Here is a 21250-nt window from a genome sequence, read left to right on the forward strand (position 1 = left end):
CAATTCATCTATACCCGTCATCTTTCAAGTTGCTGCTTTGTTGGCTACACTCACCCCAGTCACATAGTTATCTATGCTCCCGGGGAGATTCGCTCCCTTGCCGTCGCGCTGCAACTTGAAATCTATTGGGTATATACAATTTCTATTCAGTGTCAGAATTTCTGGAATAGCAGAAAATTTATTCTTTAAAATCGTTAGCATCCAACTCGTGACGTGCCAACAATTTATAAAATTCAGTCCGGTTACGCCCTGCCATACGAGCCGCATGTGTCACATTACCTTTAGTCATTTGCAGCAATTTACGCAGGTAATTTAGTTCAAACTGCCCACGTGCTTCCACAAATGTCGGCAATGCCGTATTTTCGCCTTCCAACGCCTGACTAACTAAAGCATCACTAATTACCGGAGCCGTCGTCAGTGCCACACATTGCTCGATAACGTTAACCAATTGACGAACATTGCCCGGCCAACTTGCCGCCATCAGGCATTTCATGGCATTGGTGGAAAAACTGCGAACGAAAGGCTTATGACGCTTGGCTGATTCACGCAACAGGTGATTAGCCAATAGAGGAATATCTTCCGCACGTTCATTCAGTGCAGGAATTTTCAGATTAACAACGTTGAGCCGATAGTAGAGATCTTCACGAAATTCATTACGCTGCATGGCTTTTGGTAAGTCGCGATGGGTAGCAGAAATAATTCTGACATCAATGTCTATATCACGATTACTCCCCAGTGGCCGAATTTTTCGCTCCTGCAAAACTCGCAATAATTTAACTTGCAGCGCCATCGGCATATCACCGATTTCATCAAGGAATAATGTTCCCCCTTGAGCCGCCAAAAATAGCCCTTCTCGGCTGCTGACCGCGCCAGTAAATGCGCCTTTGGCATGACCAAATAGTTCAGACTCAAGCAGCTGCTCAGGTAAGGCACCGCAGTTTATCGCAATAAAAGGCTTCTTCACTCGGGGACTTGCCCGATGGATGGCTTGAGCCAGCACTTCTTTGCCAGTTCCGCTCTGCCCATTAATCAGAACACTGACATCGGATTGAGCCACCATCTTTGCCTGTTCCAATAGGCGCAACATCAAAGGGCTGCGAGTGACAATCTTCTCGCTCCATTGGCCATCTATGGCTGGTGTTGACAATTCCAGAGCATCATCAATAGCCTTATAAAGTGCATCACGGTCAACGGGTTTGGTCAGGAAACTAAATACGCCTTGCTGAGTTGCGGCCACAGCATCAGGAATAGAACCGTGCGCAGTTAGGATAATCACGGGCATACCGGGATGCTGTTTCTGAATCTCCACAAACAGTGCCATTCCATCCATTTCATCCATGCGTAAATCACTGATCACTAAATCCACTTTTTCTTTCATCAGTATGCGTAACGCGTCATGACCACTCTCTGCGGTCGTGACACGAAACCCTTCGCTGGTCAGACGCATTCCCAATAATTTTAGCAAGCCAGGATCATCATCAACTAAAAGAAGATGGGCGGGATTGCGCACTGTCATTGTTATTCAGCTCCTTTCTCTTTTGAGGGATTAGCTTCTGCTTTGGTTTCCGCTTTGGTTTCCGTGTTTGTTGCCGATTTATCTTCCGGCTCTAATTTACTGGATGAAGTGTTCGTGTCATTCACGTGCCCTGTTTCACTGGGAGTGACAACACTACTTTGATCTTGCTTGCGGGAGGAAAGTTGGCGTTCAATATCTGTCAGATTTTCTAGTTTGCGAGATATTGAACGGAGTTCATATTCTAAACGGACACGTGTTTCTTTCAAGCGATCAATTTTGTTATCACTGTCAAACTGGAATCGCTGGAATTTAGCCCTTTCTTCAGCGAGAGTAATTTTCAGATATTGCTGCTCACGCCACAATTGGAGTAATGGCCGTAAAGCCACAGGAAATTGTGCACTATACCGATTAAGATTTTCTACAATTTTCCGGCGTTCAATCAATGAAGAAGTCGCTCTGTTAATCAGGATGCTCTGTTTGAACATTTGATGCCAATCAGTTGGAGTGAAACGTTTTTCCGTCTCGCGAGCTTCCGTCGAGGACAATCGATCCGTACAATCGATAAATCTCAACCAATAAAGCCCGTTTTCCATTGCCGTTGGTTTCGTTATATCCCAGATTAAATCACAATCCTTAAAACGATAATCCGTGACACGTTGTTCTGGAAGGATAGACTGCGCAATCGTTGCCAAATTGTCTGATCCGCTAGTTTGAGCACACCCTGTCAGCAAATAGGGAATAAACAATAACAACATAGCACGGAAACGTAGGGTTAAAGCCCGTGCCAGAATGGGCTGCATAACAGCAGGTTTTTTCATTGGTTTAGTCACAATATCTTGCTGTTCCGTCTTCGTCATAAAGAGGTAAGTAAACCTGTTATACATATTATTTAGTCATTCTCTGCGGTTAATGGCAGTTCAATTCGAAAACATACGTCAGCAAATTCGGGTTCTATCAGATGAAGCTCTCCCCCCATCTGTTTAATACAATCTTGGGCGATGCTCAAGCCAAGACCACTTCCTTTAACTGCGCCTTTTCTTTGAAGTTTTCCTTGATAAAATGGCTCGAAAATCATGCTCTTTTCTAATTCAGGGATAGGCGTTCCTGTATTGGCAATGTCAATCTGAAAATTTTTCCCCACTTGCCGACTGGAAATCCAAATGTTACCGGATTCAGCGCCATAGTGCACTGCATTGGAGTAGAGATTATCGATCACCCGCTTCAATAAGTTAGGCTCCGCCCAACAATAATCCATATCCAATTGAATTTCCGTATAAATATTTTTCGTGCGCGCTGGCAATTGATGTGACAATACGACACCATCCACAATTTCTCTTAAAAACACAATCTGATGTTCGGCAGCACCATCCGCCAATTTGCGGTTATATTCGAGCAATTGTTCGATAAGCTGCTGTAAATGCCTACTGCTACTGTCCAAAATACTCACGACTTCTTTTTGATCTGCTGTCAGCGGCCCTGCAATTTCATCAGCCAGTAATTCCGTTCCTTCACGCATACTTGCCAAAGGTGTTTTCAGTTCGTGGGAAATATGGCGTAAAAATTCATGGCGTTGAGATTCAAGCCAAGACAAACGTTCACTCAGCCAAATAATGCGCTGTGCCAACGATCGCAATTCCCGTGGCCCTTTAAAGGATTCAATTTGATTTTCCAATGATTGCCCTTGTCCCAGCCGATTGATCATCCTTTCAATGCCTTTCACTGGCCCGATGATCATGCGCGTAAACAGGGTGACCAAGAACGCACTTAATAAGAACAAGATGAGGCTTTGCCAGCCAAAAAACTGCCCTTTGTCTGCAATATCTTTTTGCAACTGCTCCCCACGGCTGAAAATGATATTACGCGTTTCCTGTACCAAAAGATTATTAGCAGTGGAGAATTCTTCAAGTAATTTAGATGTGGCTGGTTCCGGAATACCGTTACTACAGGCAATATTGGTAAGACCTGACAGTAATTCATTAAACTTTTTCGTATATTCCGCATTAGCCAGCATCGCCATCTGATTACCAAGCATACTCATGTATCGCCGATATTGACGTTGATAGAGCTTTTCCAGCCGCACATCCCCTAATACACAATATTGGCGGTAACTCCGTTCCATCTCAAGGGCGACACCAATCATCGCTTCACTACGACGGGCATCCGCCAGAGTCGAACGATTAATCTCAGCCGCTTGGGTACTGAGCTGATCAAGGCTTTGATAAGCCTGATAAGCCAGCACTAATAGTGGCAATAACACCAGCCAGAACGCCATCACAACCAATTGGCGCAATGAACGTGGAAATAAACGCCATTTTTTCAAAGAAATCATCTCATAACCTGCAATTACATTGATGCTAACCAACATAAGATGGAAGAGAAAGTCTGCCAGATAATGAATTCCAAAGTTACTTTTTCTCTTCTTTTTTGAAAACGGTTCGAAATAATAGTTGAAAATAGTGAACGAATGAAAGCTATGCGGATGCATACATAAACACGATGGACAGGAATCACCTGTAATAATGACGGCGGGATAGTAACTTTTTACTATCCCGCCAGTGAGGGTCCCTCATACTACTTGATGAGCATGTAGGCGGTGCCTCACTCCACGTGTCGCCCTATGTTTGATAAGGCCCGAAGGCGAGTATCATTAAGTTGGACGGTAGGCACCTTACTTCGGCGTCATTCTGGGCTTATGTGGCATGTTTCCACCTAATTGTGGGCCGACATAAAAAATTGAATGAGCAACTGCCCATTATTAAGCACATTACGTGCCAACTTGAAAAATATCACTCAACCAATTGATTTTATTGTTAATATATAAAGATCCAAAATTCATTGGAATTTTTTATCAACATTTCTTAATACTCAATATGTATTATTGTCGCCTATTTATGACACCTAACCACAAGATAAAATTTTTATAATAATATCAAATAATTAAATGTCTCTTATTTGAGACATCGAGAAAGGCCATTGTCGCGATATAGAGACACTTCCATTGAGACTCATCAATAACATCAAAATAGTAGCAAAATAAGGTTAGATCTTTTCGAGGCAGCAAATAAAAAGATAAAGGCCCTGAAAATTCATCAGAGCCTTTTTAGAGGAAGAATGGAATGACGAGATAAATTAACCTAACTGTTTACGCGCATTGCGGAAAATACGCATCCACGGACTATCTTCTCCCCATTCTTTAGGATGCCAAGAATGGCTGACAGTACGGAATACCCTTTCAGGATGAGGCATCATTACCGTGACTCGTCCGTCAAGGCTGGTAACCGAAGTAATACCATTCACGGAACCATTTGGGTTTGCCGGATAGCTTTCTGTCGCCAAACCGTAGTTATCCACAAAGCGCAGTGCTACCTGCTGATGCTTTTCAAGCTCCAGCAAGCTCTGACTGTTTCTGAATTCCACCTGACCTTCACCATGGGCAACAGCGATCGGCAAGCGAGAACCAGCCATATCTTTCAGGAACAGTGAAGGACTGTCTGCCACTTCTACTAAGCTAAAACGCGCTTCATAACGTTCTGAACGGTTACGGACAAAACGCGGCCAATGTTCTGTGCCCGGAATCAGCTCATGCAAATTAGACATCATTTGACAGCCGTTACACACACCAAGCGCTAAAGTATCCGGTCTTGCGAAGAAGCTCGAAAAATCATCACATACCTGTGAATTGAACAGAATGGATTTCGCCCAACCTTCACCCGCACCAAGTACATCCCCATACGAGAAGCCACCACAAGCCACTAATGTTTGGAATTGATCCAGCGAGATCCGTCCATTCAGCAAGTCGCTCATATGAACATCTACGGCCTCAAAGCCTGCACGATGGAATGCAGCCGCCATCTCAACATGAGAGTTAACGCCTTGTTCACGCAATACAGCAACACGCGGACGTACTTGTTTAGAAATGTAACACGCGGCAATATCCTCGGCAGGATCAAAGGATAATTTCACATTCAAGCCGGGATCGTTCACATCCTGTTTCGCCTGATGTTCTTGATCAGCGCACTCAGGATTGTCACGCAGACGTTGCATCTGCCACGTTGTTTCCGCCCACCATAAGCGCAATGTACTGCGATTTTGACGGTAAACTTCCATATTATCACTGGAAATCACGAAATCATCGCCGGCCTGAGCTTTACCCAAATAGTGCACACATCCACTCAAGCCATAATCTGCCAGCAGATTTTCAACTTGTTCTCTGTCAGTTTCACGAATTTGAATCACTGCACCCAATTCTTCACTGAACAATGCCGCCAAGATATCTTCATCAAATGCACTGATATCGGCGTGCAATCCGCAGTGACCAGCAAAGGCCATTTCAACCAGTGTCACCAACAGACCACCATCAGAACGGTCATGATAAGCCAACAATTTTTGTTCTGAAATCAGTTGCTGAATCGCATTGAAGAAACCCGCAATTTGCTCAACACTACGAATATCTGCGGTTTTATCGCCGAGCTGACGATAAACTTGAGCCAACGCGGTTCCCCCTAAAGCATTCTGCCCTTGTCCCAGATCGATCAGCAGTAATGCGTTGTCATCTGCAACAGATAATTCTGACGTCACTGTGCGACGTACATCTTCCGCCCGTGCAAAGGCACTGATAACCAATGAAAGTGGTGAAGTCATTTCACGTTCTTCCCCGTTTTGATTCCAGCGGGTTTTCATTGACATTGAATCCTTGCCTACCGGAATGGTCAATCCCAGCGCCGGACACAATTCTTCACCCAGCGCCTTCACCGCAGCATACAAGCCTGCATCTTCACCTGCATGGCCTGACGCTGACATCCAGTTAGCCGATAATTTCACTCGTTTCAGATCTTGTACATAAGCAGAAGCGATATTGGTTAGTGCTTCCCCAACTGCCATGCGTGCCGAAGCTGCAAAATCCAGTAATGCGATCGGTGCACGTTCTCCTATTGACATAGCTTCGCCATAATAGCTGTCCAAACTGGCGGTAGTCACGGCGCAGTCCGCCACTGGAATTTGCCACGGGCCCACCATTTGATCACGGGCAACCATGCCAGTTATGGAGCGATCGCCTATCGTAATCAGGAATGTTTTCTCTGCAACAGCTGGTAAATGCAGGACACGCTTGACCGCTTCCGCAAGATCAATGCCCTTGCGTTCCAAGTTTTGTCCCTGTGCTTTCAAGACCTGCACATTTTTCAACATTTTTGGTGTCTTACCGAGCAATACATCCAGTGGCATATCAATTGGCTGGTTATCGAAATGATTGTCATTCAACAACAAATGCCGCTCTTCCGTGGCTTCTCCAATCACGGCATAGGGAGCACGTTCACGACGGCACATATCCTCAAACAGCGCCAGCTGTTCTGGAGCCACAGCCATCACATAACGCTCTTGAGATTCATTACACCATAACTGCAACGGACTCATTCCCGGTTCATCATTAAGAATATTGCGTAACTCAAAGCGCCCACCCCGGCCACCATCGCTGACTAGCTCAGGCATCGCATTTGATAAACCACCCGCCCCTACATCATGGATAAACAAAATGGGGTTTTTGTCCCCCAGTTGCCAGCAACTATCGATAACCTCCTGACAGCGGCGTTCCATCTCTGCATTGTCACGCTGCACAGAGGCAAAATCCAAGTCGGCATCAGATTGACCAGAGGTCATTGAAGATGCAGCCCCACCCCCTAAACCGATATTCATGCTTGGCCCACCCAGCACAATTAATTTTGCGCCGACTGGAATATCACTTTTCTGGACGTGTTCTTCACGAATATTCCCGATTCCCCCTGCCAGCATGATGGGTTTGTGATAACCACGCAGCTCGGTACCGTTATGGGAATAGACTTTTTCTTCATAGGTTCTGAAATATCCCAACAACGCCGGACGGCCAAATTCATTGTTGAATGCCGCGCCCCCTAATGGGCCTTCCAGCATAATGTCCAATGCACTGACAATCCGCTCAGGCTTGCCGAAATCTTCTTCCCACGGCTGTTCAAATCCAGGAATTTTCAAGTTTGATACAGAAAAACCCACCAATCCGGCTTTAGGTTTAGCCCCCCGACCTGTCGCACCTTCATCACGAATTTCTCCGCCTGAACCAGTTGCAGCACCGGGCCAAGGAGAGATTGCCGTAGGATGGTTATGGGTTTCGACTTTCATCAAGATATGGGCGAGTTCTTGGTGGTAATCATAGACGCCGGTTGCAGGATCAGGGAAAAAGCGACCAACATGAGAACCTTCCATCACGGCAGCGTTATCTTTATAAGCAGAGAGCACGTGATCCGGCGTCTGTTCAAATGTATTCTTGATCATTTTGAATAGAGATTTGGGTTGAGCCTCACCATCAATAACCCAATCTGCATTGAAAATTTTGTGACGGCAATGTTCAGAATTCGCCTGCGCAAACATATAGAGTTCAACATCCGTCGGATTACGTCCTAACATCCGGAAAGCTCTCACGAGATAATCAATTTCATCTACGGCCAGAGCTAATCCCAATTCAATATTTGCCGATTCCAGCGCCGTCCGCCCCGATTGCAAGATATCAATTTGTTTCAATGGTGCAGGCTGCTGGTGAGAAAACAGAGCTTCAACCTGTTCAAACTGCGTAAACAGACTTTCCATCATGCGATCATGCAGTAACGCCGACAACGTTTGCCACTGCCCATCATTCATTCCAGCGCTCTGAATATAATAGGCAATTCCTCTTTCTAAACGGACAATCTGGTTCAGGCCACAATTGTGAACAATTTCTGTCGCTTTCGATGACCAAGGAGAGATCGTGCCCGGACGAGGTGTGACTAATAATAGTTGACCTTTAGGCTCATGTTCGGCCAAAGAGGGACCATATTTTAATAGTCGATTTAATTTTTCTCTCTCATCTCCCATGATTGGGGCATTAACTTCTGCAAAATGCACATATTCTGCATAAATCTCTGTAACAGGAAGATATTGATCTTGGCACTGGGAAAGGAGCTTGGTAACACGAAACGTTGATAAAGCGGGCGAGCCACGCAGAATTTCCATAATAATAGGTTCTCTCATCTTAGAAGCAAATCCTGACTGATGCCTCAGGGAAACTCCAGACATTATAGAGGAATGTTTTCTCTGACGAAACCGTTTGCGTGGTTATTTATCACCCCAACAATCCACTCAATGAAGTCCTAAAATTGGTTTAATCGGGTTGCATATCCGTATTTTGTTGCGCAAAATTCTCGATTACTGGAAATTTAACCATGCTATTATCTTACATTTCACTCGGGGCCTAACCGCATTAGCGAGATATAATTATTTGATTAATATAAAAATAAATTATTTTGTTATCGTTATTATCGCGCTCCTCTCCGCTGCCATCATTGGCCTCAACATCAATTGGCCCAATAAACAGCAGGAGCAGATAAACAAAATTCTGGCACGGGGAGAACTTCGGGTGAGTACCATCAGTTCTCCTCTGATCTCTCTTAATAACAAAAATGAGCCAACAGGATTCGACTATGAACTAGCCAAACGGTTTGCTGATTATTTGGGTGTCAAACTTGTCATTAGGTTTCGTACCAACATTAACCAGCTTTTTGACGATTTAGAGAGCGATAAAGCCGATTTCTTAGCGGCGGGCCTTATCTACAATAAAGACAGGTTGGATCAAACACGTACTGGCCCTGCCTACTCTTTAGTCCTACAACAGCTGGTTTATCGTAAGGGAACGACACGCCCACGCTCGTTTGATGATTTAAAAGGTGAGCTTATCGTCACGGCAGGTTCAGCTCACGTCAGCGAACTGAAAAAATGGAAAGAGAAGTCTTATCCTGATTTAATTTGGGAAGAAACGTCACGCGAAAACACACAGCAATTACTCGAACAATTATCGGAAGGAAAAATCGACTATACCATCAGTGACTCAATCAGTTTAGCTCTGCAACAGCGTATTCATCCCAATCTGGCAGTAGCCTTTGATGTCAGTGAAGAGAGTCCCCTGACTTGGTATTTAAAGCGCAATGACGATCATAGTCTCTACTCCGCCATGCTCGATTTCTTCAGTATGTTGGCTGAAAACGGCATCATGTCGCGGCTGCAAGAAAAATATTTCAGTCATGTCGGTTCATTCGACTATTTCGATACCATTTCATTTATTCGTGCCATCAATAAGATCTTGCCGACATATCAGCCGATTTTTGAAAAATATGCGGGTTCGCTTGATTCGCACTTAGTGGCATCTATTGCATGGCAAGAGTCACATTGGGATCCGCAGGCAACATCTCCCACTGGAGTTCGTGGCCTGATGATGCTCACTCATCCGACGGCAGAATGGGCTGGGATCCATGATAGGCTGGATCCAGAAGAAAGTGTAAAAGGGGGAATGGCTTACCTGCACTATTTGATGGAGCGTTTACCAAAAACCATTCCTGAAGATGAACGTATCTGGTTCGCCCTCGCCGCTTATAACATGGGATATGGTCATGTTCTTGATGCCCGGAAATTAACCACTGCGCAAAAAGGCAATCCTGATAGTTGGCTGGATGTTAAAACACGCCTGCCCCTGCTAAGTAAGAAAAAATACTATACCAGTACAACATATGGTTACGCCCGTGGCTACGAGGCTTACCGCTATGTTGAAAATATTCGGCGTTACTACTTGAGCTTGGAAGGATATCTGCGGGCAAAAGCTAACCGCGATAAAACAGAGGGGAATGAAGTCCCAATAGATACAACGACAATCAGCGACCCTCAAACCGAAAGTGGTAAAATAGAAGGTGCTAAAACTGACAGCAATGACGCTGAAAGTCATAAAGCGGAAAGCACTGAGACCGAATCTCATGAAAAAACGCCGGAAGAAAAAACACCGGCGCAATCTGAAAAAGTACTTCAATCGTAACTGGCTTTCAACTTCTTCAATGCCTTATGCTGCTCCCTACGTTGTTTAAAAAAAGAACTCAACATAGTGGAGCACTCTTCCGCCAATACACCGCCAGTGATTTCAATTTGATGATTCATGCCTGGATGACGTAATATATCAATCAATGACCCTGCCGCACCCGTTTTCATATCGCTGGCACCATAAACTAGCCGTTGTATCCGACTGTGTACCATCGCTCCTGCACACATTACACAGGGTTCCAAAGTGACATACAGTGTCGTATTCAGCAGACGATAATTCTGCAATTGGATGCCGCCACGTCGCAATGCCATGATTTCTGCATGGGCGGTAGGATCATGGTCGATAATCGGATGATTAAATCCTTCGGCAATAATTCTATTATTTGCTACCAATACAGCACCAACAGGGATCTCGTCTTTTGCCTGTGCTTGCATTGCCAATTCCATTGCCCGACGCATCCAATACTCATCACTATGGGTTGCGGTATGGGTTGCGATATGAGTTTCGGTCACTGTATCTATTTCTGTCACTACATGTTCTCTTACTTATGAAAATCCCGCTCATTATAACGGGTCATCATCAATATTGTTCATTCATCTCAATTTGCTGACTCAACCTGAATTTCATCAAGAAAAGCATCAAGAAACAGTGCCATGCGTTCTGTTCTTTCACGGGCCATTTCCCTACCCGATTCTGTCTGAAAGCCGGCCTCTATTTTAAATAGCTTGGTATAAAAATGATCGACGGTATAGGCCTTATCATTATATTCACGCTGTTTTGCCAGAGGATCATGGAAATCATACAGTGAAGACCCCATACGACCCGCAGTATAAAAACAGCGCCCGATACCAATCATGCCAATGGAATCCAGCCGATCCGCATCTTGTACAATTTTGGCTTCCAATGTTCTGGGCGTTAATTCGGCTGAGAAGCTATGTGTTTCAATGGCATGGCAGATATCAGTAATTTCCTCCTCACACCATCCCAGATTTTTCAATATCAATGCTGCTTTTTCTGCCGCCATACGCGAGGCAAGGTGTCGCTTTGGGGAATTTTTTTCAACACTCACACAATCATGCAATAACACAGCGACGAACACTAACCGCAAGTTGCCAGATTCCGCTTCACAAATTTGCTTGGCGTTTCTCCATACTCGATAGAGATGGGCAACATCATGGGCACCATCATCACCTTCTATTGCTATAGGTAAAAGTTGGTGAGCTAAATCTTCAAACGGCGAAAAAGATAACATAGCCAAAACCTCTCAATGAATGGAAATAACATTTTAGTAAAAAGGGACAAAACATTTCATTGATGTCCAGAAAGCCTCTTTCATAAACAAACGTTGCTTATTAACCGGCTCTTTTTTAGCATGTTCGAGATTCAAGCCCCAAACAGTAATCCACTCCGATCCCCAAAAGGATAACTACCCATGCTAACGGGACTTAACCACCTGACATTAGCAACATCAAACCTTGAACGCAGTCTAAATTTCTACATTAATCAGATTGGGTTTACGCCACATGTACGTTGGCAAAATGGTGCTTATCTGAGCCTTGGCGAACTGTGGCTTTGCCTTTCTTGCGATAAAGCCAAACCTGCGCAGGATTATACCCACATAGCCTTTAATATTACGGCTAACGATTTTCCTGCTTTCAAGGAAAAACTGTTGAGTGCAGGTATACGGCAGTGGAAAGAAAATCGCAGCGAAGGAGAATCCATTTATCTGCTTGATCCTGATGGGCATCAACTTGAGATCCACGTTGGTTCGCTGGCTAGTCGTCTGGATACTTTGCGGAAAACACCTTACAAAGGATTGGAATGGTATTGATTCCTCGTTATCAATATCCACTACTGGACTGCTGACGCCATAAATGCGCGCCTACTAATGCCTTCCAGGGGGCAAAGCCTGCCAACCATTTTTCTGCCTGTTCAGCACTGACTTTATCTTCCTGCCTGAGCAAATATTGGAGATTGCGCCTCACGGCAACATCACCATGCAGTGAACCATTTAGATAATTGAATCCGCGCAGCAAAGTATAATTAATTGTCCACATACCGATTCCTTTGATAGCAAGCAAATTATCCGTCAGCTGTTTAACTTCACTTTCTCCCTCTGGAATATTCAATTCCAACGATCCAGAATCAATGAGTTGACTAACATTGAGCAACGCCTTGGCCTTAGCAATGGAAAAACCACACTGGCGTAGTTCATGTTCTGAGCACTGAATTACCTGTTTATGAGTCGGATGGCATAGTAACCCTGAAGAATGCTGAATACCGATGGCCTGAATAAAGCGCCTCCGAATGGAAATTGCTGCACTTAAGCTGATTTGTTGACCGATGACCGCCCAACTTAGTGCTTCAAAAGGTGTCGCTGACTGGTAAATACGCAAGCCCGTTTGTCTGGTAATTAACTCTCCAATAACGGGATGATCTTGATATATTGACTCAAACATTTCGACAGGTTGCTTTAACCCCAGCATATGTGAGGCTAGCGTTGATAACGCTTCATGTGAATAAAAAGCCTCATCGCCATCAATATCAAGCTGTATCTGCGCCCGATTATTTTCAATCGCTATTGTCAAAATAGCTGGATTTTCGTGCCAGATAATCCCTTTTTTAATTTGATTCTGTTGCACGATTTCAGCAACACCCATCTCATCTCTTTGATGAAAGGCTAAAAAATCTCTATTGTGATAATTACTCGGCAATATTATTTCCATAAATAAACCTGCTTTCATTACGAAAACCTCAGAAATCCCCATGATTAAGATGACTATACAATAAGTTTCGAGTTGCAGCACAACAGAAAATAAACCCAGCCAGACTACAAACCAGTATCATCAATTTTATATTTAGTTAATTCATTATTCAGTTCTTGAATTTGATATTTAGATGGACTTAACACCAATAGATAGATACCAATCCCCATAAGCAAAGTCATACTTAAAATGACAAAAAATAAATCCAAGAAACTCTCCTCCATATTTCCTAATAGGTTAATTTTCAATAAAAAAACAATCAACACAACAAATGCCAATGTAAAAAAGTACACTGAGAAAATCTTTTCAAACCAATAAGCCATGTAGTAAAAAGGCCGAACGTTCACTTGAACTATTCTGGAACTTAAAACCGTATATGATTTCAATTTTTTAAGGCTGTCTATATATTCAGAACTCAGCCCACCCTGTTTTAGTTTGATAAATATCTGTCTAAATCGATCAGATTTAATTTTTGTAATATCAAACATTATCTCAGATGCAATTTCGCATTTAATATAATCCTTATTACTTTCATCCAAGTAACTATCGTACTGGTTTAAATAGTTAATGTACTTTATAGCCCTCCGTTCTCTAAAAACACTCACATCTGCATAAAGTTTCTTTAATACAGATAGAATAATACCAATAAAAGTCCCAATAGAACCTAAAACTTTCACGATATCATTGCCATGTTTTACGATGTATTCAATCATGTTTCTACTCTAAATAATTTAAAACATACTTAAGTATATACCATGATAAATACACTGGATCGCCTTCGAAATTATGAGTAAAAACTCTCCATTGGCTCTATTGGAAAAACATCAATAACCCCACTCAGCCCAAGAGCCATCACAAAGACAAACATTCTCATATCCACATTGGGAGGCGGCTAATAAAGCAATACATGCCGTGACTCCTGAACCACAAGTGAGATTGATATTTAGTAGTTATAGATTTGAAATATTTTAACAACAAAAAATACACAATTAACTTTACCTATTATTTTTTAATAAATTCAAATAGTTATTTTCAGTAAAACATATTTAATTGGTTTAAGATCGACGTGGTTTACCTAAATGTTTTAATATGGTCTTTTCTGCCATAACACTGGCCTTCATATGTGAGCGGATATTGGCTCACACACTACTACCTTTTAGGCATAAAAAAACAGGTATGTGTTGCGGTTTTGTGTTACGGAACATCGTTTTTAAATGTAAAACACACTGTATAAAAATACAAGAACCGGATAAACGTAATGAATACGAAAGCTGGTTAACTCATTGAGTTTAAGTGATAATTTTTGTAAGAGACTGAAATGGCACTATTAATTACCAAACGCTGCATCAATTGTGATATGTGTGAACCCGAATGCCCTAATCAGGCCATCACCATGGGTGCAGAGATCTACGAAATTGAGCCTGAACGCTGCACCGAGTGTATCGGGCATTACGAAAAACCGACTTGCCAGTCTGTCTGCCCAATCACTAATACTATTATTCTTGACCCTAACCATCAGGAAACCGAAGAGCAATTGTGGGATAAGTTTGTGCTCCTGCATCATGCTGATAAGATCTGAATTTAGCTTTCCAATATCACTGTCGCACAAGCGTAACGCCGCTCATCTGCCAGTGTGACATGCATGGATTTTACATTCAGTTTATTAGCCAATATTTCGGCTTCTCCATGAAGTTTTAATGTGGGTTTTCCCAGAGGATCATTAATCACTTCAAATTGATTAAAGGCCAGTCCATTGCGGATACCTGTTCCAAGCGCTTTAGCAGCCGCTTCCTTGACTGCGAACCGCTTTGCAAGGAAGCGAATAGGCTGGTTATGCTGTTGATATTGCTGCCATTCGCCATCGCTCAGTATACGCCTTGCCAGGCGCTCGCCAGAACGCCTGACAATTTCCTCAATACGGGATATCTCAACAATATCTGTGCCTAGCCCAATAATGGCCATTAACGGCGCGCTTCCCGCAACAAGGTTTTCATATCTGCTACAGCAGTAGCCAAGCCACTGAATACAGCACGACCAATGATGGCATGCCCAATATTCAATTCATAAATTTCAGGTAACGCGGCAATACGTTGCACATTGTGATAGGCCAAACCATGGCCTGCATTGACTTTAAGACCTTTGCCAGCCGCGTAAGTTGCTGCTTCTTTGATACGCTGGAACTCTTTCTCCTGCTGCATATCATCCTCGGCATCTGCATACGCGCCTGTGTGAATCTCAATAAATGGTGCTCCGACTTCAACTGCAGCATCAATTTGTTTGTGATCCGCGTCGATAAACAGAGAAACCAAAATCCCCGCTCCCGATAAAATATAAACAGCCTCAGCGATGTGTTCTTTTTGTCCCAGCACATCCAATCCCCCTTCTGTTGTTACTTCCTGACGCTTTTCAGGAACTAAACAACAAAAAGCAGGTTTGAGGTGACAGGCAATACCAACCATCTCATCCGTTACCGCCATTTCGAAGTTCATGCGAGTTTGAATCGTTCTTTTTAATAATTGAACATCTCGGTCAGTAATATGGCGGCGATCTTCACGCAGGTGAATCGTTATACCCTCAGCCCCCGCCTGTTCAGCAACAAATGCAGCCTGAACGGGGTCGGGATATTGTGTCCCACGGGCATTACGTAAAGTTGCAATATGATCAATGTTGATACCTAACAATACCTCAGCCATTTTTAGCTCCTGCAATAACATAAGATTCAGTAAAGTCTACACTCTTCATCATGAAAAAGTGGCCTACTTTAGTTTTCATTTTTCTTGTTGGGATTATCAATTTTTTTACGTACGAATTGGCGAAAGAGTTCACGGCTTTTCAACGGCTTTCCCCCCAGATAAGGCTTCAATGCAAGGCGAGTGAAACGTTTAGCCGCTTTCAAGGTCACATAATCAGGAAATTCGCCAACTGCCAACGCTTTTAGTTCATAACCAGAAAAGCTGTAGTGATCAACAACCAGACTGGCAATAAACCCTTTCTCTTCACGGTAACGATAAGTCATTTTATCCGCTACAGGCTCACCACTGCCTGCACAGTGAAGATAATCTACGCCGTATCCCATATTAGTTAGTAACGCTAATTCAAAACGACGCAAAGCATATTCCGGTGTGTGTTCACTAGCCGCAAGCACTTGTAAGCATTGGAGATAATCGAAAAAAAGCGCGGGATATGCCGTTCCTTGCTCAAGGACTCTGGATAAGAGTTCGTTCACGTACAAACCGCTGTAAAGCACGCTACCTGTTAAGGGAAGAGCCAATGAGATCGGATCAGCATCTTTTAATGTCTTGATTTCACCCCGCCCACTCCAGCGAATGAGCAGCGGGGTGAAAGGCTGCAAGCAACCTTTTAGATGAGAGCGACGGCTGCGTGCTCCTTTTGCTAAGACACGTACTCGCCCTTCATTTTCAGTGAAGAAATCCAGCAGCAAACTAGTTTCACTGTAAGGGCGCCCATGAAGCACAAAGGCTCTCTGCCAGCCGTCCACAAATCAACCTTATAAGTCGTCGATGTAACCGAGGCTACGCAGCGCTCGTTCATCATCAGCCCAACCCGCTTTCACTTTTACCCACAGTTCCAAGTGGACTTTAACATCAAACAGCTTTTCCATATCCTGACGGGCTTCTGTACCAATCGTCTTGATTTTGCTGCCTTTATTACCAATCACCATTTTCTTCTGGCCATCACGCTCTACCAGAATCAAACCGTGGATCGTATAACCTCCACGTTCATTGGCAGCAAATTGCTCAATTTCTACGGTCACAGAATACGGTAGTTCATCACCCAGAAAACGCATCAGTTTTTCACGGATGATTTCTGACGCCATGAAACGCTGTGAGCGATCAGTGATGTAATCTTCTGGGAAATGATGATCCGCCTGTGGCATATGAGCACGCACAATTTTGGCAATAGTATCAACATTCATGCGTTTTTCTGCGCTGATCGGCACAACATCAAGGAAATTCATCTGTTGACTAAGAAAACCGATATGTGGCAGGAGAATGGTTTTATCTGTCACATTGTCCACTTTATTGATAGCAAGCAAGACAGGGCAACGTAATTGACGCAACTTATTCACCACCATTTCATCATCGGGTGTCCAGTGTGTGCCTTCCACAACAAAAATAACCAGTTCTACATCACCGATAGAGCTACTTGCCGCCCGGTTCATCAAACGGTTGATCGCTCGCTTTTCTTCAATATGAAGACCCGGTGTATCAACGTAGATAATTTGGTAAACCCCTTCCGTATGAATGCCCATGATGCGATGCCGCGTCGTTTGGGGTTTACGGGAAGTGATGGATACTTTTTGGCCCAATAACTGATTCAATAAAGTTGATTTACCGACGTTAGGCCGACCGACTATTGCAACAAATCCGCAATAGTTTTTTTCTTCGCTCATTCAAGCTCCAGTTGTTTTAATGCTTGTTCCGCAGCCGCCTGTTCTGCCTTGCGGCGACTGGAACCTACTCCTCTGACAGGCTGTTCAAATCCACTGACCTGACAGTGAATTGTAAATTCCTGATCGTGTGCTTCCCCACGAACTTGAACAACCAGATATGTGGGCAACGGCAAATGACGCCCTTGCAAATATTCCTGTAAACGTGTTTTTGGATCTTTTTGCTTGTCGCCTGGGCTAATCTCATTCAAGCGAGTTTCATACCAACTCAAGATAATCTTTTCGATTGTCTGAATATCACTATCAAGAAAAATAGCGCCAATTAAGGCTTCAATACTATCCGCTAAAATAGATTCGCGACGATGCCCCCCGCTTTTTAACTCACCCGGCCCCAAACGTAGGCATTCACCTAATTCAAATTCTCTAGCCAGTTCCGCCAGCGTATTACCACGTACTAATGTTGCCCGCATACGGCTCATGTCCCCTTCATCAACACGGGGAAAACGATGGTAAAGCTCATTGGCAATGACAAAACTCAGGATTGAGTCGCCAAGAAATTCCAGACGTTCATTATGCTTACTGCTGGCACTGCGGTGAGTCAATGCTTGAAGCAACAAATCGTACTGTATAAAGGTATATCCTAGTTTATGTTGTAACCGGTTCGTTATTATGGAGTTCATGTGCTACCAATTCAGTTAGAATTCATCAAATAAAAGCACACGCAACAGACCTGTGAGGCAATACCTAGCAATATAACTTACGGCATGCCTTACAAAACTGTTGCGTTTGCACTAGCTCCCTAAAATGTCCATCATCATAGGGAGCCAGTCATCTCGTTTGAAAGAATATTCTACACTGTGAGATAAATTAATGCTGCGCTAATATATAAATATTAGTGGGTTCCACCAATCCGGCTCAAACGCACCCCCGTAGGCCACTGACCTTCCTGTTTTTCAAAGCTCATCCAGATAGCGGTCGCGCGGCCTACCAGATTTTTCTCCGGCACAAATCCCCATTCGCGGCTATCTGCACTATTATCACGGTTATCACCCATCATAAAATAGTGCCCTTTAGGGACAACCCAAGTACCAGAAGGTAAACCCTCTTGAGGGTAACGAGGTATGGATTGAGACTGGGGAATAGTCAAAATATGGTGTGACACATTACCTAAATTCTCGATCCGTTCCCCTTGGCGGAGAGTATATGGCCCTAATGGTTCGTCAAGAGGCACTTGATAAACACCATTTATACGAACCCCTTCTGGTGTAATATCTCCTCTCATAGTCCATTCACTTGGGAACATATCTCGATAAGTGACAGGTAAATCCCCCTTACATTCCGTATTCCAACCACAACCGGGGAAAACCTGAAGCTCTTTTTTGATGTAATCGTAAACAATCTTGTCTCCAGGCAAACCAATGACCCGTTTGACAAAATCTATACGTGGATCAAGCGGATATTTGAAAACTGCGATATCTCCACGCTTAGGCTCGCCAGTTTTAATTAAGGTTGTCTGTGTGATCGGATCTTTCAAACCATAGGCAAATTTTTCAACCAGAATGAAATCCCCGATCAGCAATGTCGGCATCATTGAACCAGAAGGGATCTGAAAAGGTTCATAAATAAAAGAGCGCAGAACCAAAACAATGGCTAACACTGGAAAGACAGATGCAAATGTATCAACCCATGAAGGTTTATTAATTTCTTTAGCTAAAGCTTCCTGAGCCTCTGCGCCTGTCGCCTGTTCCTGAATGTGTGCAAGTTTCTTCTTACGTTCGGGAGCGAATTTAAACCTTTCTATACACCAGAAAATACCGGTGATTAACGTTGCTAACGTTAAGATCAAGGCAAAAGTGTTAGCCATTTAAACTCCTTACAACCTTGTTAATTATCTTTTCCAACATGCAGAATCGCTAAGAAGGCTTCCTGCGGAAGTTCAACATTTCCGACCTGCTTCATGCGTTTTTTACCTTCTTTCTGTTTCTGCAATAGCTTTTTCTTACGGCTGACATCACCACCATAACATTTTGCCAGTACGTTTTTACGTAACTGTTTAACGGTAGCGCGAGCAATAATGTGAGTCCCTATGGCAGCCTGAATTGCAATGTCAAATTGCTGACGTGGAATCAACTCTTTCATTTTTTCCACCAACTCACGCCCACGGTATTGCGAGTTGTCACGATGCGTGATCAATGCCAACGCATCAACACGTTCAGCGTTAATCAGAACATCCACTCGTACCATGTCTGAGTTCTGGAAGCGGATAAAATTATAATCCAGAGATGCATAACCACGAGATGTTGATTTCAACCGGTCAAAGAAATCCAGAACAACTTCAGCCATGGGGATTTCGTAAGTCAGTGCAACCTGATTACCGTGATAAACCATATTAGTCTGTATACCGCGTTTTTCCACACAGAGCGTAATGACGTTGCCAAGGTATTCCTTCGGCAACAACATGTGACATTCCGCAATCGGCTCACGCAATTCCTGAATATTGTTTAATGCCGGTAATTTGGATGGACTATCAACGTGAATAATATCACCACTCGTTGTCTCAACTTCATAAACAACCGTCGGTGCTGTCGTAATCAAATCGAGATCATATTCACGTTCCAGACGTTCCTGAATGATCTCCATGTGCAGCAAGCCAAGGAAACCACAGCGGAAACCGAAGCCCAATGCGGTGGAACTTTCTGGCTCATAGAATAATGACGCATCATTTAGGCTTAGTTTACCCAACGCATCACGGAAGGCTTCATAGTCATCAGAACTTATTGGGAACAGGCCCGCATAAACCTGAGGCTTGACCTTTTTAAAGCCAGGCAATGCTTTTTCCGCAGGTTGACGTGCAGTTGTCAGGGTATCCCCCACTGGCGCACCCAAAATATCTTTGATAGCACAGACTAACCAGCCTACTTCACCACAATTCAACACATCACGATCGATACGCTTCGGTGTGAAGATCCCCAGACGGTCAGCGTTATATACCTGCCCGGTGCTCATTACTTTGACTTTGTCACCCTTACGCAAAGTACCGTTTTTAACACGGACAAGTGAAACAACACCAAGGTAATTGTCAAACCATGAGTCAATAATCAGAGCCTGTAATGGCCCATTAGGATCGCCTGCCGGTGGTGAGATCTCTTTCACCAGACGTTCAATCACATCCTGTACCCCAACGCCAGTTTTTGCAGAACAACGGACAGCGTCTGTGGCATCAATGCCAACAATGTCTTCGATTTCTTCTGCGACACGCTCTGGTTCAGCCGCAGGAAGGTCAATTTTGTTCAGAACTGGAACCACTTCCAGATCCATTTCGAGGGCGGTATAGCAGTTAGCCAAAGTCTGAGCTTCAACGCCCTGACCCGCATCAACAACCAACAAGGCACCTTCACAGGCAGCCAGCGAGCGGGAAACTTCGTAAGAGAAGTCAACATGCCCTGGCGTATCGATAAAGTTTAACTGGTAGACTTGTCCGTCATTTGCCTTGTAATCAAGCGTTACACTTTGTGCCTTGATAGTGATGCCACGTTCACGTTCAAGATCCATTGAATCCAGTACTTGCGCTTCCATTTCGCGATCTGACAATCCCCCACAGATTTGAATAATCCGGTCAGATAATGTGGACTTACCGTGGTCAATGTGGGCGATAATGGAGAAATTTCGTATTTGCTTCATTATTAAATCTT

18 protein-coding genes are annotated in these 21250 nt (G+C 43.8%); 3 read left to right on the forward strand and 15 right to left on the reverse strand.

Features of this window, described 5'->3' with window-relative positions:
• Nucleotides 1-178 precede the first annotated feature (178 nt).
• The 4 genes from glrR to purL form a co-directional block, all read right to left on the reverse strand.
• Nucleotides 179-1516, reverse strand: a complete 1338-nt coding sequence (gene glrR / locus H8A87_RS01805) for a two-component system response regulator GlrR (protein ID WP_198688306.1) — start codon at nt 1514-1516, stop codon at nt 179-181.
• Between the two features lie 2 nt (nt 1517-1518).
• A complete protein-coding gene (gene qseG, locus H8A87_RS01810; protein WP_198688307.1) occupies nt 1519-2373 on the reverse strand; it encodes a two-component system QseEF-associated lipoprotein QseG in 855 nt (284 codons plus the stop codon).
• A 32-nt stretch (nt 2374-2405) separates the two neighbouring features.
• Nucleotides 2406-3845 (reverse strand): sensor histidine kinase, encoded by a 1440-nt coding sequence (locus H8A87_RS01815; RefSeq protein ID WP_198688308.1) that lies wholly within the window; start codon nt 3843-3845, stop codon nt 2406-2408.
• Between the two features lie 800 nt (nt 3846-4645).
• Nucleotides 4646-8533 (reverse strand): phosphoribosylformylglycinamidine synthase, encoded by a 3888-nt coding sequence (gene purL, locus H8A87_RS01820; protein ID WP_198688334.1) that lies wholly within the window; start codon nt 8531-8533, stop codon nt 4646-4648.
• Between the two features lie 265 nt (nt 8534-8798).
• On the opposite strand from purL, the gene mltF reads away from it, so the two are divergent.
• Nucleotides 8799-10379 (forward strand): membrane-bound lytic murein transglycosylase MltF, encoded by a 1581-nt coding sequence (mltF, locus tag H8A87_RS01825; protein ID WP_198688309.1) that lies wholly within the window; start codon nt 8799-8801, stop codon nt 10377-10379.
• On the opposite strand, the gene tadA is transcribed toward mltF, so the two are convergent.
• Together tadA and H8A87_RS01835 are read right to left on the reverse strand one after the other, a co-directional pair.
• Entirely contained in the window at nt 10370-10912 is a 543-nt protein-coding gene (gene tadA, locus H8A87_RS01830) for a tRNA adenosine(34) deaminase TadA (RefSeq protein WP_198688310.1), read from the reverse strand. The two genes, mltF and tadA, sit on opposite strands and share 10 nt — an antisense overlap.
• A gap of 68 nt (nt 10913-10980) precedes the next feature.
• A complete protein-coding gene (locus H8A87_RS01835; RefSeq protein ID WP_198688311.1) occupies nt 10981-11634 on the reverse strand; it encodes an HD domain-containing protein in 654 nt (217 codons plus the stop codon).
• Between the two features lie 180 nt (nt 11635-11814).
• Between H8A87_RS01835 and fos the strand changes: the two genes are divergently transcribed.
• Complete coding sequence (gene fos, locus H8A87_RS01840; RefSeq protein ID WP_198688312.1) at nt 11815-12213, forward strand: fosfomycin resistance glutathione transferase; 399 nt, start codon at nt 11815-11817, stop codon at nt 12211-12213.
• Between the two features lie 10 nt (nt 12214-12223).
• Here the strand turns inward: fos and H8A87_RS01845 are convergent, their stop codons facing one another.
• Complete coding sequence (locus H8A87_RS01845) at nt 12224-13126, reverse strand: DNA-3-methyladenine glycosylase family protein (RefSeq protein ID WP_198688313.1); 903 nt, start codon at nt 13124-13126, stop codon at nt 12224-12226.
• A gap of 86 nt (nt 13127-13212) precedes the next feature.
• Entirely contained in the window at nt 13213-13860 is a 648-nt protein-coding gene (locus H8A87_RS01850; protein ID WP_198688314.1) for a hypothetical protein, read from the reverse strand.
• A gap of 605 nt (nt 13861-14465) precedes the next feature.
• On the opposite strand from H8A87_RS01850, the gene H8A87_RS01855 reads away from it, so the two are divergent.
• Entirely contained in the window at nt 14466-14726 is a 261-nt protein-coding gene (locus H8A87_RS01855) for a YfhL family 4Fe-4S dicluster ferredoxin (RefSeq protein WP_099132125.1), read from the forward strand.
• Between the two features lie 2 nt (nt 14727-14728).
• Here H8A87_RS01855 and acpS read toward each other — a convergent pair whose 3' ends face one another.
• From acpS to lepA, 7 genes are all read right to left on the reverse strand, one after another.
• Complete coding sequence (gene acpS / locus H8A87_RS01860) at nt 14729-15109, reverse strand: holo-ACP synthase (protein WP_198688315.1); 381 nt, start codon at nt 15107-15109, stop codon at nt 14729-14731.
• Nucleotides 15109-15840 (reverse strand): pyridoxine 5'-phosphate synthase, encoded by a 732-nt coding sequence (gene pdxJ / locus H8A87_RS01865; protein ID WP_198688316.1) that lies wholly within the window; start codon nt 15838-15840, stop codon nt 15109-15111. Before pdxJ ends, acpS begins: the two co-directional genes overlap by 1 nt.
• 68 nt (nt 15841-15908) lie before the next feature.
• Nucleotides 15909-16646 carry a DNA repair protein RecO gene (gene recO, locus H8A87_RS01870; RefSeq protein WP_198688317.1) on the reverse strand — a complete coding sequence of 246 codons (738 nt, stop codon included), beginning with the start codon at nt 16644-16646 and terminating at the stop codon, nt 15909-15911.
• A gap of 9 nt (nt 16647-16655) precedes the next feature.
• Nucleotides 16656-17561 carry a GTPase Era gene (gene era, locus H8A87_RS01875; protein WP_198688318.1) on the reverse strand — a complete coding sequence of 302 codons (906 nt, stop codon included), beginning with the start codon at nt 17559-17561 and terminating at the stop codon, nt 16656-16658.
• Nucleotides 17558-18238 (reverse strand): ribonuclease III, encoded by a 681-nt coding sequence (gene rnc / locus H8A87_RS01880; RefSeq protein ID WP_198688319.1) that lies wholly within the window; start codon nt 18236-18238, stop codon nt 17558-17560. Before rnc ends, era begins: the two co-directional genes overlap by 4 nt.
• A 212-nt stretch (nt 18239-18450) precedes the next feature.
• Entirely contained in the window at nt 18451-19422 is a 972-nt protein-coding gene (lepB, locus tag H8A87_RS01885; protein ID WP_198688320.1) for a signal peptidase I, read from the reverse strand.
• A 20-nt stretch (nt 19423-19442) separates the two neighbouring features.
• Nucleotides 19443-21239 carry a translation elongation factor 4 gene (lepA, locus tag H8A87_RS01890; protein ID WP_198688321.1) on the reverse strand — a complete coding sequence of 599 codons (1797 nt, stop codon included), beginning with the start codon at nt 21237-21239 and terminating at the stop codon, nt 19443-19445.
• Nucleotides 21240-21250: the final 11 nt, after the last annotated feature.

This window comes from Xenorhabdus lircayensis (assembly GCF_016306625.1).
Classification (GTDB): Bacteria; Pseudomonadota; Gammaproteobacteria; order Enterobacterales; family Enterobacteriaceae; genus Xenorhabdus; species Xenorhabdus lircayensis.

Excerpts from the sequence above, each read along its gene's own strand:
- glrR (WP_198688306.1), bottom strand. The coding sequence starts at position 1,516 with ATGACAGTGCGCAATCCCGCCCATCTTCTTTTAGTTGATGATGATCCT.
- qseG (WP_198688307.1), bottom strand. The coding sequence starts at position 2,373 with ATGACGAAGACGGAACAGCAAGATATTGTGACTAAACCAATGAAAAAA.
- H8A87_RS01815 (WP_198688308.1), bottom strand. The coding sequence starts at position 3,845 with ATGATTTCTTTGAAAAAATGGCGTTTATTTCCACGTTCATTGCGCCAA.
- purL (WP_198688334.1), bottom strand. The coding sequence starts at position 8,533 with ATGGAAATTCTGCGTGGCTCGCCCGCTTTATCAACGTTTCGTGTTACC.
- H8A87_RS01835 (WP_198688311.1), bottom strand. The coding sequence starts at position 11,634 with ATGTTATCTTTTTCGCCGTTTGAAGATTTAGCTCACCAACTTTTACCT.
- fos (WP_198688312.1), top strand. The coding sequence starts at position 11,815 with ATGCTAACGGGACTTAACCACCTGACATTAGCAACATCAAACCTTGAA.
- H8A87_RS01845 (WP_198688313.1), bottom strand. The coding sequence starts at position 13,126 with ATGAAAGCAGGTTTATTTATGGAAATAATATTGCCGAGTAATTATCAC.
- H8A87_RS01850 (WP_198688314.1), bottom strand. The coding sequence starts at position 13,860 with ATGATTGAATACATCGTAAAACATGGCAATGATATCGTGAAAGTTTTA.
- H8A87_RS01855 (WP_099132125.1), top strand. The coding sequence starts at position 14,466 with ATGGCACTATTAATTACCAAACGCTGCATCAATTGTGATATGTGTGAA.
- acpS (WP_198688315.1), bottom strand. The coding sequence starts at position 15,109 with ATGGCCATTATTGGGCTAGGCACAGATATTGTTGAGATATCCCGTATT.
- pdxJ (WP_198688316.1), bottom strand. The coding sequence starts at position 15,840 with ATGGCTGAGGTATTGTTAGGTATCAACATTGATCATATTGCAACTTTA.
- era (WP_198688318.1), bottom strand. The coding sequence starts at position 17,561 with ATGAGCGAAGAAAAAAACTATTGCGGATTTGTTGCAATAGTCGGTCGG.
- rnc (WP_198688319.1), bottom strand. The coding sequence starts at position 18,238 with ATGAACTCCATAATAACGAACCGGTTACAACATAAACTAGGATATACC.
- lepB (WP_198688320.1), bottom strand. The coding sequence starts at position 19,422 with ATGGCTAACACTTTTGCCTTGATCTTAACGTTAGCAACGTTAATCACC.
- lepA (WP_198688321.1), bottom strand. The coding sequence starts at position 21,239 with ATGAAGCAAATACGAAATTTCTCCATTATCGCCCACATTGACCACGGT.